The following is a 17198-nucleotide window of genomic DNA, read 5'->3' as shown; positions in this document are numbered from 1 at the left end:
ATGGACGATCGTCAACCCGTTTCCCTCGCCCGTCGCGCGCTGAGCTATCTCATCTGTTATCTGGTGGCGGTGCAGCCCATGCTGCCGGTCGTCGCCGCACAGATCACTCCGGTGACGCCCGGCACGCAGATGGATGCGGCCGGCAACGGCGTGCCGGTGGTCAACATCGCCACGCCCAATGCGGCGGGCGTGTCGCACAACCAGTACCAGCAGTACAATGTCGGCCAGGAAGGGCTGATCCTCAACAATGCCACCGGCCAGCTTAATCAGACACAGCTCGGCGGCCTGATCCAGAACAACCCCCATCTGAAGGCCGGGCACGAAGCGCAGGCGATCATTAACGAAGTGACGGGCGCGAACCGCTCGCAGTTGCAGGGCTATACCGAGGTGGCCGGCAAAGCGGCTAACGTTATCGTCGCGAACCCCTACGGCATCACCTGTAACGGCTGCGGCTTTATCAACACACCGAACGTCACGCTCACCACCGGTAAACCGCAGCTGGATGCAAACGGCAACCTCTCTTCGCTGGAAGTCACGAAGGGCTCAGTCACCGTTGAAGGTAAGGGGCTGGACGGCAGCAGCGCCGACGCGGTGTCGATCGTCGCACGCGCGACCGAGATCAACGCCGGGATCCACGCGAAAGATCTGTCCGTCACCGTGGGGGCCAACCGCGTGAGCGCGGACGGTTCAGTCACACCGATAGCCGGCGAGGGCGCGGCGCCGTCGGTGGCGCTGGATACCGGCGCGCTCGGCGGCATGTACGCCAACCGCATACATCTGGTGTCGAGCGAAAAAGGCGTCGGGGTCAACCTCGGCAACCTCGCCGCGAAGCAGGGTGACATTCAGCTGGATGCGAACGGTAAGCTGACGCTCAGTAACAGCCTGAGCAGCGGCGCGCTGACGGCGAACGGCGCGTCGGTTGCGCTGAGCGGTGATAATAAAGCCACCGGCCAAATCACCGTCAGCGCACAGCAGGATGCCACGCTGAGTAAGGGAACCCTGGTCAGCGATGCCGGGATCGCCGTGACGGCGAAGGGCAACCTGACCACCGGCGGCACCAGCCTGACGGCAGGTCATGACATCCGGCTGAGCGGGGCGACTCTGACTGCGGATCAATCCACCCGCGCCAACGCCGGCAGCAGCATTCAGCTTCAGGCTCAGAACCAGATCAGCAACGGCGGTCAGTTCACTGCGGCTGACAGCCTTTCCGCCGATACCCGGCAGCTGAACAACAGCGGCGCGCTGGCCGCGAGTACCATCAGCGTCAGAGCGGGTACGTTACAGAACAATAAGGGCGCGAGCGTCGCCGCAACCCGCAGCCTGACGACGGTGAGCGACAGCCTTCTCAATCAGGGCGTGTTCTCTGCGCCGGTGCTTGATATCAGCAGCGCGCAGACCGATAACAGCGGCATGCTGCAGGGCACCAGCGCGTTGAGCTTCAGCGGCAGCAGCCTGAACAATCTCAGCGGCGGCACCCTCAATTCCAATAACGCGTTCTCACTGAACCTCCCGACGCTGAATAACAGCGGCCTTATCAGCAGCGGCACCACGCTGACGCTGCGCGGCGACAGGCTGAGCAACGCGGGCGAAATTAACGCGGCAGACCTCAGCGTATTTAACGCGGCGGTGCTGAACCAGTCGGGCGGTTCGCTGCTCGCCGGGCAGACATTGCAGCTGAACAACCAGCAGCTCACCAACGAGGGGAAAATGGCCGCCGTCGGGCTGACCCTCAACAGCGACACCATCAGTAACAGCGGCACACTACAGGCAAAACAGACGCTGCAGACGCAGAGCCGGCAGCTGACTAACACCGGGACAGTGCTCAGTGAAGACCAGCTGACGCTGGATACCGCCGGACTTAATAACGCGGGTTCACTTCAGGGCCGGCTGATGAATGTCAGCGCAGACAACTGGCTGAACAGCGGAAAGGTGCTGAGCCTGGCGGAAGGGACGTTAACAACAGGCAGCCTGAACAACACCGGCAGCATCTTCAGCCAGCAGGCGCTGCAGCTCAGTAGCGGTGAAACCGACAACAGCGGCCTGATTCAGGGGACGACGGCGCTCCGCTTCAGCGGTCAGCGCCTCACGAACCTGGCAGACGGCACCGTCAGCTCTGATAACAGTTTCGGGCTCGATCTGCCGGAGCTGAACAACGCCGGGCTGATTTCCAGCGGTGCGGCCCTGAACCTGAGCGGCGGCACGCTGACCAACGCCGGAGAAATCAGCGCCACTGATATCACCGCAGACAACGACACTCTCAGCAATCAGCAGGGTGGCCTGCTGCTGGCGGATAACGCCATTCAGCTGAAAAACGGCAGTCTTTCCAATGCCGGGCAGATAGCCGCCGGCCAGCTTGCTATCAGCAGTACCACCGTGGAGAACAGCGGCACGCTGCAGGGTAAACAGTCGCTGCAGACGACCGGGCAGCAGCTGACGAACAGCGGCACTGTGCTGAGCGGCGGTCAGCTGACGCTGAAGCAGGACCGGGTGGATAACCGCGGTCAGATGCAGGGTCAGCAGCTTGACCTGACGGCAGGCGACTGGCAGAACAGCGGCAATGCGCTGAGTGAAGGGGATGCAACGATTGCTGCCGGCACGTTAACTAACAGCGGCAAGATACTGGGCCAGCAGCACGTCGGGATAACGGGGAGCACCGACAACAGCGGCTGGCTGCTCGCGCAGGCGCTGACGCTGCAGGGGGATCTGGTCAACAGCGGGCTGATGCAGGGCACTGATGCACTGACGCTGCAGGGTGATACGCTCGTCAATAAAGGCAGCGGGCAATTACTGACGGCCGGCAAGGCAGATGTGCAGGGCTCATCGCTGAACAACCAGGGCAGTATTCAGGCGGACCAGCTCGACCTGAAACTGGAAAGCTGGCAGAACGCCGGCAGCGCGCGTGCGGGTTCCGGGCTCAGTGCGAATGTCAGTGGCGCGCTGGATAACAGCGGTAAGCTGATAAGCGAACAGGGGATGAACCTGCTCAGCAACCGGCTCAGTAACAGCGGTACGCTGGCAGCAGACCGCCTGACCCTCACGTCACCCCGACTGACTAACTCAGGCCTGCTTCAGGGCAACAGCGCGCTCACGCTCAGCAGCGCTGACATTACGAATACGGCCACCGGCGAGCTGATCACCGGTGATTCACTCTTCCTTACGCCTGTCACGCTCACCAACGCCGGCCTGCTGCAGGTGGCGGGCGACCTGAGTCTGACCGGGCACAACGTCAGCAACAGCGGTCGTATCACGGCAACCAATCTGAACGTTGGTCTCGATGGCTCACTGGACAACAGTGCGGACGGGTTGCTGCTGGCACAGCAGCAGGCCGATCTGCAGGTGAATACCCTGAATAACGCGGGTACCGTCGCCGCACAGCAGGTCAAAACCTCTGGCGCGAAGCTGCAGAACCAGGGCCTGCTGCAGGGTGACGCGCTGCTGAACGCAGTGTTCAGCCAGTTCGATAACCTTCTTAACGGACAGCTTATCAGCGGTGGCGAACTCTCCCTGAAGGGAGACACGGCCAGCAACGCAGGCGTGTGGCAGGGCAAAAACCTTGGCTATCACTTCACCTCACTGTCCACCAGCGGCACCATCAACGGCACCGGCTCCCTCAGCGGCACCTCGGACACACTGCTGGACAACAGCGGCAGCCTGCTGTCCGCTGGAGATGCCAGCATATCAGCCGGCACCCTGAGGAACAGCGGAAAGATAATGGCGGACAGCCTCACGCTTCGCGGCGATTCGCTGAGTAATCAGGGGCTGTGGCAGGGCACGACGGCGCTTGATGCGCAGGCGTCTGACCGTCTGACACAGTCAGCGGGTGGTCAGACTCTGGCCGGGGGAGCGCTGCGGCTGAATGCCGGCACGCTGGAGACTTCCGGTACGCTGCAGGGTGAGGGCGTAAATGTCAGTGCGGGAAGCTGGCAGCATCAGGGATCGCTGCTGAGCGGCGCTGACCTCACGGCATCGGTCAGCGGGGAGCTGAACAATGAGGGGGAGCTGCTGTCTCAGGGTGCAGCGCAGATTGGCGCGCAGAATCTGAATAACAGCGGCAAACTGCTGGCAGAAAAAGACGTCACGCTCAGCGGCAGTTCGCTTAACAACAGCGGTACGGTACAGGGTGATACGCTCGCCATCCGCCCCGCCAGCGTCACCAACCAGGGCAGCCTGATTGGCCTTAAGTCACTGACCCTCGGCCCGGCACCTATCCAGGGGTTACGCCTGCTTGCCGTTCAGGCTCAGGCCGCGCGCGTGCTGATGAACAATGCCGGCGGTCAGCTGCTGACGCAGGGCACGCTGCACATCAGCGATGACGCCGTGACGAATAACGGCACCTGGCAGGGACAGCAGATCCTGCTGGATGCCACAAGCCTCACCAACGGCGGCGCCATTCAGAGCGCCGGCGACCTGCAGCTGAACCTGAGCGACACGCTCACCTCTGGCGCGGGCAGCAAAATCTCCGCCAATGGCACCGCCGCGCTCAATGCCCTGAGTTTCACCAGTCAGGGGCAGTGGATTGCCCGCAACCTCACGTTACAGGGCACGACGCTGAACAACAGCGGTGAGATTTCGGGCGTGGAAAGCCTGACCACCACCCTGACGGGCGCGCTGACGCAGCAGCAAAACGCGGCGCTGCTGAGCGGCGGCACGCTCGACGTGCATGCGGCCACCGTCGATAACGCGGGCCGCATGCAGGGTAAGGATCTGTTACTCAGCAGCGGTGGCGTCACCAACAGCGGGCGCATGCAGGGCGACAGCAGCCTGCAGCTCAACGCCAGCGGACGCTTCACCAATAACGCCAGCGGCACACTGCTCAGTCAGAACGGCCTGACGCTGACCGCGCCCGAACTATATAACTACGGCGTGATCCAGGGAGCCACCAGCCGTGTTACCACCAGTGGCCTGGCCAGTAACAGCGGCAAAATACTCTCTTCGGCGGATCTCACGCTGAACGCGCCACAGCTGGTCAACAGCGGCTGGCTGCAGGCTTCGCAGCTGGTCCTCAACGCGGCCAGCGCCAGCAACAGCGGCACGCTGATGGCAGACCAGCAGGCGACACTCACCGGCAACAGCCTGCAGAACCAGGGCACCGCGCAGGGCGGGAACCTGGCGGTGAACTACGCGCAACTCACCAACAGCGGCACGCTGCTCGGCGCCAGTCAGCTGAATGTCAAAGCGACAAATGTGACCCAGCAGGCCGCAGGGAAGCTGTTCAGCGGCGGCAATCTGCTGCTGGAAAGCACGGGTTTCGATCAGCTCGGACAGGTGGTGGCGCTGGGCGACGCGACGCTGAAGCTGATTAACGGCTTTACCGCGCGCAACATCCTGGCCGCTGGCAACCGTCTCAGCATCCGCAGCAATGGCGCAATCGACAACCAGGGTACGCTACAGGGGCAGGCACTGACGCTGAGTGCAGGCGGTGACCTGACGAACAACGGCCAGATCACCACCGGCACCGGTGACAGCAGCCTGAGCGGCAATCGCATCATAATGAACAGCGCAGGCACGCTGCAGGGGGGAGGCAACGTCGCGCTGACCAGCCGCAGCGACGTGGCGCTCAACGGCTTTACCGGAACGAGCGGCAGCCTCACCATCACCTCACCGGGTAGCATTGTGAACACCGCGCTGCTGTATGCCGGGCAGAATCTATACCTGTACGCTAACAGCATCAAAAACCAGCGCGGCGATATGCTGGCGGGCAACAGCCTGTGGATGCAGCGCGACGCGGCGGGGAATGCGAATGGTGAGGTCATCAATACGTCGGGGACTATTGAGTCGCAGAATGGTGACATCACGATTAAAACCGGGCACCTGCTAAATACCCGTGATGGATTAAGCACCCGTTCATCTACAACCGCAGGGCCAGGGCTGCCGGCTGGAGCCGAGCAAGGGTGGTTTAATCTAAAAATATCTGACCTATCTCTGGAAAATGGCGAGATAGGGACTTACTACGTAAATTATGGTTCAGGTGGTGCTGAAAGCTCAGGCATTGAATCCAGATATTTCGTAACGGTCTCAGACAAGGGGAGGGTAAAGCGATACCTGGTCAGTCAGACATCAGTAGAGGCTACCGCCAATGGGGGCGCAGCACGAATTGCTGCAGGCCGCGACCTCAATATTGCGGCATCAAACCTTGATAACCAGGCCAGCAATTTATTGTCGGGAAGAGATGCGAATCTTTCAGGTACACAGCTCAATAACGCCTCATGGCAGAATGGCACCTCTAACGAATATCTGACTTATGAGCTCGCACCTGGAATTATCAGAAGTAATGATTTAATAACAGGAAACGATCCCAATCAGGAATACTTCAGCCCTGATAATTACTATTATTATTCCCCCAAACTTGAATATGCAGAAGGTAGAGGGAATACCACCGATTCGACAATCAAATATATCCTTTCTGGCACCCCGGAGTACCAAACCACCTATACCGGGGACGGCCTTCGTGCCGTCATTCAGGCAGGCGGCAATGTTAACGCCAGTTTCAGTGGTGACATCAGCAATACCTCCACCACGCCCAACGCAGGTTGGGCGGGCACCACTGTCAGTGCGCCTGCATTAAATCATCTTGCAGCAGTCAGCCAGGTGGCCGCTCAGCAGCGCCAGCAACTCGCCACCACAGATAAGGTAGCGATCAATTCGCCGGAATGGCGCGACCAGCTGCAAAATGCCCTGCAACAGGTCAACGGCGGCACGTCGCTGCAAAATGCGCAGCCTGAAACCGTCGGGCTCTCTGAGCACAATAGTAAACAACAGGGCAGCGCGAACCTTGGGAAGGCCGCTGAACTGGCGTCAGGCAGTGCGGTGAAACCCTCCGCTCTGGGCAGCTACGGCGCTTCTGCGGTGGATACCAGCGCCTATCCGCTCCCCACCAGTGACAATGGCTACTTCGTCCCGGGCGACAGCAGCAGTCCCTATCTCATTACCGTCAACCCCAAACTAAATGGTCTGGGGCAGCTGGACAGCAGCCTGTTTGGTGACCTCAATCAGTTGCTGGGCAAACAGCCTGGCAGCGCACCACAGGAAACGCGTCAGCAGTATACCGACGTGAACACCTTCCTCGGCTCGTCCTATCTGCTGGACCGGCTTAATCTCAAGCCTGACAACGATTACCGCTTCCTCGGCGATGCGGCTTTCGATACCCGCTATGTCAGCAACGCCGTGCTGAATCAGACCGGCAGCCGCTATCTGAATGGCGTGGGCTCCGATCTGGACCAGATGCGTTACCTGATGGATAACGCCGCAGCGTCACAGCAGTCTTTAGGCCTGCAGTTTGGCGTGTCCCTTACTGCGGATCAGGTTGCCTCACTGGACAAGAGCATCATCTGGTGGGAAGCCACTTCGGTAAATGGCCAGACGGTGATGGTGCCGAAAGTCTACCTCTCCGAAAAAGATGCGGCGATGAACAACGGCAGCGTGATTGCCGGAAACAACGTTACGCTCTCCGGCGGTAAAATCACCAACAGCGCCAGCACTGTCGTGGCGCAGAACACCGTCAGCGCCGACAGTCAGAACAATATCGACAACCTCAGTGACGGGCTAATCAAAGCCGGTGGCGACCTGCAGCTTGGTGCGCTGAACAATATCAATAACGTCGGCTCGACGATCAGCGGCAAAAAAGTGGCGCTGGAAAGCGTCAATGGCGACATCAATAACACCACCGTCAGTTCTCAGTGGACTATTGGCGGCAGCGGCGCGGTGCAGGCAGGCAAAACGCTGCTTGGCCAGACGGCCGCGATTACGTCACTTGATGCGCTCAGCCTGAAGTCCGGCAACGATATAAACATCACCGGCGCCTCACTGAACGCAGGCGGCGACCTGCTGCTCAATGCCTGGCATGACCTCAGTCTCAACAATATCGCCACCAGCGAAAGTCGCAAAGTCGGCAACAAAGAAACTCACAGCTCCGGTGCTGAACGCTCAACTGTTTCCAGCGGGGGCAACCTGACGCTGGTCGCCGGACAGGATATTACCAGCCAGGCAGCAGCGCTGGCGGCGGAAGGTGATATCGGACTGAAAGCAGGCCGCGATATTAACCTGAACGCCGCAGAGTCGGGTTCCGGTAACAGCGAACGCGGCAGCAAGAAAACGGTCATTAACGAAACCGTGCGCCAGCAGGGTACTGAAATTGTCAGCGGCGGTAGCACCACGATGCTGGCGGGCAATGACATCACAAGCCAGGCCGCGACCGTAACAGCAAACAAAGATCTGGCGCTGCAGGCTGGTCACGACGTCAACATCACCACGGCGACAGAAAGCGATTACGCCTACAAAGAAGAAACCAAAACCAGTAAAGGGCTGTTCAGTAAGAAAACCACCCACACCGTCAGCGAAGATAGCTCCACCACGGAAAAAGCCTCCAGCCTGAGCGGCGACCACGTCGCTATTGTGGCAGGCCACGACCTGGCTGTGAGCGGCTCCTCTGTCGTCGGCGAGAGCGATGTCGGCCTGAAAGCGGGCAATGACCTCAGCATCACTGCCGTCACCGATACCCAGACAAGCTATCGCCTGAGCGAGACCAAAAAGAGCGGCATGTTCAGCGGCGGGGGCATTGGCGTGACCTTCGGCAGCGCGTCATCAAAACAGGAGCTGAAGCAGGACGGCACGACAGAAAGTCAGAGCGCCAGCACTATCGGCAGCACCGGCGGGAACGTGACGCTGGTTGCGGGACATGACGCACGCATTGCGGGTTCTGACGTGATTGCGAAGCAGGATATCAGTGTGGTTGGCGGATCAGTCACTATTGATCCGGGCAACGACACCCTGACCCGTCGTCAGAGCTTTGAACAGAAGCAGAGCGGCCTGACGCTGCAGCTGACCAGCCCAATAACAGATGCGTTACTGAGCCTTGGGTCCCAGGCAAAAGCGGCCAGCGAGGCGGGGGACGATCGTCTGAAGGCTCTCGGCGCAGTGAAAGCGTTAGAAAGCGGCTGGGCGATGTCAGGTGCGGCCGGCCAATCGGCGACAGCGCTGGCGAATGGCGATATGACTAATGCCGGCATTAAAATTTCGCTCAGCGTGGGGGCCAGCAAAAGCAAATCATCATCGGAATACAGCAGCAATACTGTCAGCGGCAGCTCGCTCAGCGGCGGCGGCAATGTCGCCGTAGTAGCGACCGGCGCAAACGGCACCAGCGGCGATGTGACACTGGCAGGCAGCGGGATCACTGGCAACAACGTCACCCTGGCTGCCGCACATGATCTGAACCTGGTTGCCGCCAGCAATAACACCGAGCAGAAGAGCAGTAACAAATCTTCCGGCTGGAGTGCCGGCGTGCACGTCGCCATCGGCCAGGAAACCGGCATTGGCGTACAGGCCAGCGGCTATATGGCCAGCGGCTCAGAGAACGGCAGCAGCACCGCATACGTGAACAGCCGCGTCAATGCCAAAGACAACCTGACGCTGAGCAGCGGCAACGACACGCTGCTGTCCGGCGCCCAGGCGCTGGGTAACAGCATCAGCGTGAATGCCGGCAATAACCTGACGCTGACCAGCCTGCAGGACACCGACAGCTATCACAGCCAGCAGCAGAGCGCCAGCGGCGGCTTCAGCTTCACCTTTGGCTCGATGACCGGCTCTTTCGGTCTGAGTCTGAGCAAAAGCAAGGTCAACAGCGAATATGCCAGCGTCGGCGACCAGAGTGGTCTGTTTGCCGGTGACGGCGGTTATAACATCTTCGTCGGTAATCATACGCAGCTGAACGGGGCGGTGATTGCATCAACGGCGGATGCGGCGAACAACAAACTGTCCACGGGCACGCTGGGCTGGGACAGCATTGATAATCATGCCGAATACTCAGCAAACAGCACGTCTGTAGGTATCAACATGAGTTCGTCGGGTCAGCAGTTTGCCGGCGGCGCACTCCCTGCGGTGGTAAACATGCATGAAAGTGCATCTGGCACCACGCGTTCAGCCGTGGCTGACGGGGCGATTACTGTTCGTGATGTGCAGAACCAGAAGCAGGACGTCGCGGGTCTGAGCCGGGATACCGAAAATGCCAATGGCAGCATCGGCAAAATCTTCGACAAAGAGAAAGTCGCCAACCAGATGGCGTTTGCACAGGGTGTGCAGGAGCTGGCCGGAAAAGTTGTAGGTGACGTTAAAGCTTACAAACTGGATGCGGCCGAAAAAGAAGCCTCCGACCGCTTGCTTAAAGAGCACCCTGATTACGCAAATCTATCGAAAGATGAGTTTAATGCGCGCGTACAGAGCGACCCTTCCTACAAAGCGGTGGCGGATTTGTGGGGTACTGGCGGGACCTATTCGATGGTCGCTACCGCCGTGGCTGGCGCACTGGGCGGCTTAAGCGCGAATAATCTCGGCGCAGCAGCGGGCGGAGCAATGGCGCCGTATATTGCCAACGCCATCAAACAGGCCACAACGTCGTATGACGCACAGGGCAACCCGCAAACTAACGTGTTGGCGAATACCATGGCGCACGCTGTTGCAGGCGCGGTGCTGGCACAGATATCCGGCAACAGTGCCGCAGCGGGGGCCTCAGGAGCGGCAGGCGGTGAGCTGGCAGCGCGGGCGATTGTGAAAGTGATGTATCCGGACACAGACATTAGCAGCCTGACAGAAAATCAGAAGCAGATAGTCAGCAGCCTGAGTCAGCTAGCTGCTGGCCTTGCGGGCGGGATTGCATCGGATTCGTCAATGGGGATTGGGGCTGGAGCAGGTGCAGGGAAGAATGCGGTTGAGAATAATGCACTGTGCAGCACCGTAACATGCCTCGCCAACCCAGTTGACGCAGGTAAACTTACTCCGGGTGGCGGCGGTTTAGTAGGGGCAGCCATAGGGGTTGCTGCTGGAACAGCAATTGCAGAATCCTTGAAGGATGATGATGATAAAGATCTACCTAATGTTGGCAAAGATAAGAGCCCTGATGAAAAGCTCGAACTGGGTGGAACAGGATCTAGCACACCTGGGGGGTGGGGCCCAGAAGATGAAGAGAATGGTAGGCAGGACAAGAACTCGACAACAGTCGATGAGCTCATCTCCTCATCAGATAAAGGAAGGGATACAACCGGTAGATCCAAACTCTTTGAGAGAAGTGGCGGTAATGATGCCGCAAATAGAGAATTTAACTCGTTAAACCCCACTGACGTTAGAGACATTCCAGGAGGAAGGGTAGGAAAACTCTCGGATGGCCGTAATGTAATTGTCAGAGAAAATAGTTCTGACGGTAGACCCACACTTGAAATACAATCTGGTAAAAACAGAATTAAATTCAGATATGGTGAGTGAGGAAAAATATGAGCATGAGAATTAAAGAGTTAGAAGGCACCAAGTTAAAAATGAAAAACATGCCCCTTGAAGGATTAAGTTTTCTGCAAGGAGTTTTAGAGATTTCGTTGCTATCTAACATTCCCGATGTTAGCACTAAAAACAAAATTATCTTTGACTGTGCAATGTCATTCCGAGTGACTGATGAGGGAGATCTATTAAAGACTCAGAACGACTTGAGTGGCGATATGATTTGTGGAGTTTATACTGTTGAAAAATCTGATTACTTAGTTTGGTATCATGAGCAAAGTTATGGTATTCATCAAACAGATTCGCTTTGTCATTACTTAGTGGTAACCAGCACTGAAGTGATTGACGTGTTATCAGCTTCTGAACCTGAAATAATCACTATAAACTAATTACCTAAGCCGTTTAAGAGGGCGTGTTAATTTATATAAAGTTACTGAAGGGGTGATGTAGGCACCGCAGCACAAGCCTTGGAGCCAAGTTGTTGACAATTTTTTGTATTACAATTCTTCAACGAACACATTTGCATCTAAAGACGCGATTGATGTGCCACGAACCATGTTTAAACCCCAAAAAGGTATGGAGTATTAGAATAAACAATGATTAATGCCCAGTTTCATCCTTGTGCTTGCTGTGGAAAAAATTTAATCGGAGAACCAGGCACTTATGAAATATGCCCTATATGCGAATGGGAAGATGATCCTGTGCAGTCAGGTGATCCAGATTTTACCGGAGGAGCTAACAGACCGGCCTTGAACGAAGCCAGGAAATTGTTTTTGGATAAGCAAAGAAAACCTCAGTATGATAGTAGTTTTTACAGGATTAAGAATTGAAAATGTTCGGTATTTTCCCCGAAGGCAAACCGATAAGAGAGAATGGAGAGTTAGTTATTCCTTCTTCAATAATAATTGGTGACTTCACTGAACGACTGCATATTCCAATATCATATTGGTCCTTTGGGGATTATAAGAGGAATTGGCTCTCATCTCTTCTGCAAGGTATTGATAATAAAAAACACTCCGCCTTGGCGGTGTCGATGTATGAACCTGATTTTACAAGTTTTATATTTGTTTGGGTGGTGTATTATCAAGGTGATGCGGCCTATATTCAGAATAAAATTATTTTTTTGGATGAATACCAAAATTTCACCCCTGATACCATAAATGAATTTATTGGTGAACGTGAAACTTACAATGAAGATGGTATGAAGATTTCCGAATGGGAAACTGATTTGAATAGTATTATTACGTTTCTGGCCAGCATTAGATAATATTTATTTCGGCTGATGAGGTTGAGAATAATACTCTGAGTCCCGGTTATTTTGGTAAAGGTTTTTCGGATAATGCTCAAGCGCAGAGTTCTCTGGGTATATCAATGCTGCAAAAAGGCGCGTCTCCTGATGAGATTGCCGCAGCTTTAGCTTATGCACTCGCAGGATACTGCCAACTCCTATTTGAACACCGTCAATCCGATACTTAATGACTCGATCGCGCTGAAGGTTGACCGGACATGGGGCCGCCCGAAACTTAGCACTAATACACAAACTGCTGCGTATTAAGACTTAAGTTGGTAATGCGTCGGAAGAGTTGGATGCATTGAATGGTGAGTAAATGGAGCATCACGCAGAATTGTCGCAACTCTTGATTGTTAATTTAACATAATAAGTATTTCGCGCACCTTAATAAAGCACTGATAATTATACATAAATAGCATTACCCGTACTTTTATTGAGAGCCCAATTTGATAATGTCACTTTTGGAGGTGCGGATAGTAAATATGGGCGGGTTTACCGTCAGTGACGTCAGGAGCCTGGCATGACTGTGCTGTTAACTGTATCAGTTCTCTATCATGGCCATTCAAAGACGCCACTGAGTCCGTGGCCTATTCTGTATTGTCTAAAAAAAACCCGTCAGAATACGATTTTAACGCCGGTGCTGGCACTGACTGGCGACTCGCTGCGCTCGCCGCGCGCCCAGCCCGCGTCCAGCCACAGCGTCGCGGCAGGCGTGACCGATACGCTGACGCCCGCGCGCCGCTGCCGGCGAAGTCGTCGGCAAAGTCATAGCGGTCGTTGATGCGCACGGTGCCGCCCTTTGCCAGCTCCTGCGTCAGCGCGGCCCGCAGGTAAGGCGTGACCGGCACGCCGCCCGTGCTGGCGGTCATCCCGTTGCTCAGCTCCACGCGCCCGGACTGGTTCTGATAGCCGGTGAGGCTCACGTAGGGGGTCAGGCTCAGGCCGCCGCTGTACTGCAGCTGGCGACCCGCCTCCAGCGAACCCCCGTAGCCCCAGGAGTTCCAGCTTCCGCTGACGTCAGCGCCGTCCCCCATGCGTGCAGACAGGCTGTTCTCAAAGCGGTTCAGTTTCAGCACCGCGTCGGCGTACCAGCCCGTGCCGGACTGCTGGGTAGCGTACAGACCGCCACCCCAGGCGTCGATACGACTTTTCCACCGCGGGCGTGCTTCACGCGACCGGACGAGGAGCTGACGAAGGCGCCGGTCACCAGCGAGCCGTAAGCGTTGTCCCGCGCGACGTCCGCGCCGAGCATCAGGCCGTCCTGCTGTAGCCGGTAGGCGGACTGCCAGGCACCCTGAACGCGGTCGCCGTTATGCAGGTAGGTGCCCCAGACGCCGCTCTGATGGCCACCGCGGACGGACTGCGCGCGGGCGCTCAGGCTGCTGAGCTCGCCGTAAAACATGAACCTGGGGGCGGAGGCCATGCTCAGCACGGCGTCGGTGGACGCAGAGGTGGACGGGCCGGGCTCAGGCTCCGGACCCGGTTCAGGGTCTGGCTCCGGTTCGGGATCAGGAGCAGGTCCGGTACCGGCCTGAACCAGAGCCCATTCGTTGCCATTCCGGACCAGCGTGTACTGCCAGGCGCCGATGTCGACCCGCCCGCCGTTCAGGGTAAAACCGGCGTCGCCGCCGCCGGTGCGTACCAGGCGCAGCGCGTCTTCGGTCTGCGCGGGCTCGGCGCCGGTGTTGGCGACGTGCAGGAGATAGCTGCCGCTGGCGCTGCCGGCAACGTCGATAAAGTCGCCCTGCATGCCTGCGGCGTCGGTGTTCATGTAGAAGCTGCCGCCGCCATCGAGAGTGCCGAGAGACAGGGTGCGAAAGCCGTCGCCGGAAGACGGTGCAAATCGCACGGTTCCGCCATTCAAGGCCAGATTAGCTACGTCAGAGTCGGCGGTTACATTCCAGGCGGAGGAGTCATCAAGCGCAACGTGTCAACGCCAAGATTATTGACCGTTTTGGGGGTGCGGACGATTTCCTGGACTCTCAGGAGATAAGTTATGTATTCCGAAGCGGATCGCCTTCGTGCAATCGAGCTGTACTTTAAATATGGCAAAAAGATCGTAGCCGTTGTTCGTGAGCTGGGTTATCCCACAGAACGTCATCTCAGACGCTGGATAGAAGCATGGAAGGCAGGTGACGGTACTATAAAGAGTGTTAAGCGCAAACCACGCTACTCCACTGCGCAAAAACAGGCTGCTATTGATCATTATCTAACACACGGGCGTTGCCTGGCCTTCACGTGCCGTGAGCTGGGCTACCCCTGCACCGCAATACTCAACTGCTGGCTGGATGAACTTCTGCCGGGAAAGCGTCGTATCATGACCAGCACCTCAAATCCTGCAGCGCCCTTTACATCAGAGGTTAAGCGTAAAGCCGTTGGTGAGCTGTGCACGCGTAACAAACCCGCCCGGGAAATCGCTCAGCATGTGGGTGTCAGCCGCCAACTGTTGTATATGTGGAAGGATGAACTTGTTGGTGACGAGGCCTATCGTTCAATGCGCAAACTCAAAACAGCATCCGAAACAGAAGATATCGATAAGCTGCGAAATGAGCGGGACAGGCTCAGGCAGGAAATCCAGCGGTTACAGATGGAACACGATATCCTGAAGAAAGCGGATGAAATAATAAAAAAAGACCCGGGCATCAGCGCAGGTCTCCTGACAAACAGGGAAAAGACTAAGGTCGCTGATGCCCTGAGAGAAACATATCCGCTGTCGGCGCTGCTAAGCACACTGAGGCTCGCCCGTAGCAGCTATTTTTATCACCGCGCTGCGCTGCAGGCCGGTGATAAGCACGCTGTTGTTCGTGTGACCCTGGCCGGTCTCTTCCACACCAACTACCGGTGTTACGGCTACCGCCGCCTGCACGCCATGCTCCGTCATGAAGGCGTCCGGCTCTCTGAAAAAGTCGTACGCAGGCTGATGTCAGAAGAAACACTTGTTGTGAGCAAAGCACGCCGCCGACGCTACAGCTCGTACTGTGGAGAAATCGGCCCAGCCCCTGATAATCTTCTTGCGAGAGACTTTAATGCAGTGCTGCCCAATCAGAAGTGGCTGACGGATATCACGGAGTTCCAGCTGCCTGCGGGTAAAGTGTGGCTGTCACCGGTGGTGGACTGCTTTGACGGTAAAGTGGTTAGCTGGTCGGTAGGCACAAGGCCAGACGCAATGCTTGCAAACAGCATGCTGGAAAGTGCGATCGAGACGCTACAACCCAACGAACGCCCGATCATACATAGCGATCGTGGCGGGCATTACCGGTGGCCGGGGTGGTTACAGCAAATATCCTCCTCGGGGCTCACTCGTTCAATGTCTCGTAAAGGGTGCTCGCCAGATAATGCGGCATGTGAAGGGTTCTTCGGGCGGCTGAAAAACGAGATGTATTATGGTCGCAACTGGTCTGGTGTAACGCTTGAAGACTTCATGAAGAAGGTGGATGGTTACATCCGCTGGTACAATAGTCATCGGATCAAGCTGTCGCTGGGTGGAGTGAGTCCAGATATGTACCGGCAAAAACTGGGGTTATTATAATAAATCAGTCCAGGAAATCGTCCGCACCCCCGACATGACATTGACTTCAGGCTGAATTTTTAGATTTCAACGAAGAGACGATTATGGATGCGAGTCATTCCCTAAAAATTGAAAATACGCCGGTGACGTTACGTGAACTGGCACTGGCCAAAGTTCGTCAGGCCATTATCTCGGGATACTTTAAAGCTGGCGACCGTTTGGTTGAACGCTCACTGTGTGATGAATTAGGTGTAAGCCGAACCGTGGTGCGCGAAGTCATTCGCTATCTGGAAGCGGAAGGTTTAATTGAAAACCTGCCGAAAAAAGGCCCGATTGTGGCGATATTAACCTGGGAAGTGGCCGAGCAGATTTACGATATTCGTATCCTGCTGGAATCCGAAGCGGCGAAGGATTGCGCAAAATTAGCCACCAGCAGTGATAAAAAGAATCTGCACAAGAAACTTCTGCGCATTGCTAAAGCCTCGCACGATCATGATGATATTGTACGTGTAGAAGCGTCTCAGGCCTTTTATGAAGAACTCTTTTCCATTGCAAAACATCATATTGCGTGGGAAATCGTCCAGCGTCTGAATAGTCGTATCAGTCGACTGCGCGCACTGACCCTGCGTAGCCCTGAGCGTCAGGTGGCAGGCTTTGAGCGTATGTCGCGTATTTATGAAGCGATTGAAGAAAACAATGCCGAACAAGCGAAAGAGGCCGTCAAACAGCATCTGTCTGAAGCTGCGACCCTGGCTAAATCTATTCTGACTGCCGAGGAAAAATAATGTCTGCTTATTGGATCGCCCACGTCAATATTGAGTATGCACAGCAGTACCAGAATTATATTGAGCTGGCACCGCTTGCGTTTAAAAAATATCAGGCGAAGTTTATCGCTCGCGGTGAAAATGCCACCTCACTTGAGGGCGATGAATTTAAGAAGCATGTGATCATTGAATTCCCCGATTATCAAACGGCGCTGGACTGCTATCATTCTGACGAGTATCAGTTAGCCAAAAGCAGCGTGAGAACGTGGCAACAGCCATGATCACCATTGTGGATGGGCTGGCGTAGAATTGGACCAACTCCCCTGGGTTGATTTGCCGCTCAATTCCTCAGTTTAAAAAGCTAAGCAATCAGATC

General features: G+C 56.3%; 6 protein-coding genes and 2 pseudogenes. 7 read left to right on the top strand and 1 reads right to left on the bottom strand.

Annotated features, from left to right (window positions below):
• The 4 genes from AC6I8L_RS24725 (at nt 1) to AC6I8L_RS24710 (ending at nt 12526) form a co-directional block, all read left to right on the top strand.
• Nucleotides 1–11250 (top strand): hemagglutinin repeat-containing protein, encoded by an 11250-nt coding sequence (locus AC6I8L_RS24725; RefSeq protein WP_498014844.1) that lies wholly within the window; start codon nt 1–3, stop codon nt 11248–11250.
• A gap of 14 nt (nt 11251–11264) precedes the next feature.
• Nucleotides 11265–11648, top strand: a complete 384-nt coding sequence (locus tag AC6I8L_RS24720; RefSeq protein ID WP_236699820.1) for a hypothetical protein — start codon at nt 11265–11267, stop codon at nt 11646–11648.
• Between the two features lie 207 nt (nt 11649–11855).
• Entirely contained in the window at nt 11856–12089 is a 234-nt protein-coding gene (locus AC6I8L_RS24715) for a CPCC family cysteine-rich protein (RefSeq protein ID WP_072226643.1), read from the top strand.
• Between the two features lie 2 nt (nt 12090–12091).
• A complete protein-coding gene (locus tag AC6I8L_RS24710; protein WP_058962514.1) occupies nt 12092–12526 on the top strand; it encodes a hypothetical protein in 435 nt (144 codons plus the stop codon).
• Nucleotides 12527–13137: 611 nt separating this feature from the next.
• Here the strand turns inward: AC6I8L_RS24710 and AC6I8L_RS24705 are convergent.
• Nucleotides 13138–14399: pseudogene (locus AC6I8L_RS24705) on the bottom strand (autotransporter outer membrane beta-barrel domain-containing protein).
• 147 nt (nt 14400–14546) lie between these two features.
• Here AC6I8L_RS24705 and AC6I8L_RS24700 point away from each other — a divergent pair.
• The 3 genes and pseudogenes from AC6I8L_RS24700 (at nt 14547) to AC6I8L_RS24690 (ending at nt 17129) form a co-directional block, all read left to right on the top strand.
• Complete coding sequence (locus AC6I8L_RS24700; RefSeq protein WP_498014742.1) at nt 14547–16079, top strand: IS3 family transposase; 1533 nt, start codon at nt 14547–14549, stop codon at nt 16077–16079.
• A gap of 83 nt (nt 16080–16162) precedes the next feature.
• Nucleotides 16163–16843 carry a GntR family transcriptional regulator gene (locus AC6I8L_RS24695; RefSeq protein WP_058962534.1) on the top strand — a complete coding sequence of 227 codons (681 nt, stop codon included), beginning with the start codon at nt 16163–16165 and terminating at the stop codon, nt 16841–16843.
• A pseudogene (locus AC6I8L_RS24690) lies at nt 16843–17129 on the top strand (DUF1330 domain-containing protein). The gene AC6I8L_RS24695 and the pseudogene AC6I8L_RS24690 overlap by 1 nt, the downstream one beginning before the upstream one ends.
• Nucleotides 17130–17198: the final 69 nt, after the last annotated feature.

The sequence above is a fragment of the Type-E symbiont of Plautia stali genome (genome assembly GCF_059731115.1).
Note: the sequence above shows the minus strand (reverse complement) of the source record. Positions and strands in the feature narration are given on the sequence as shown.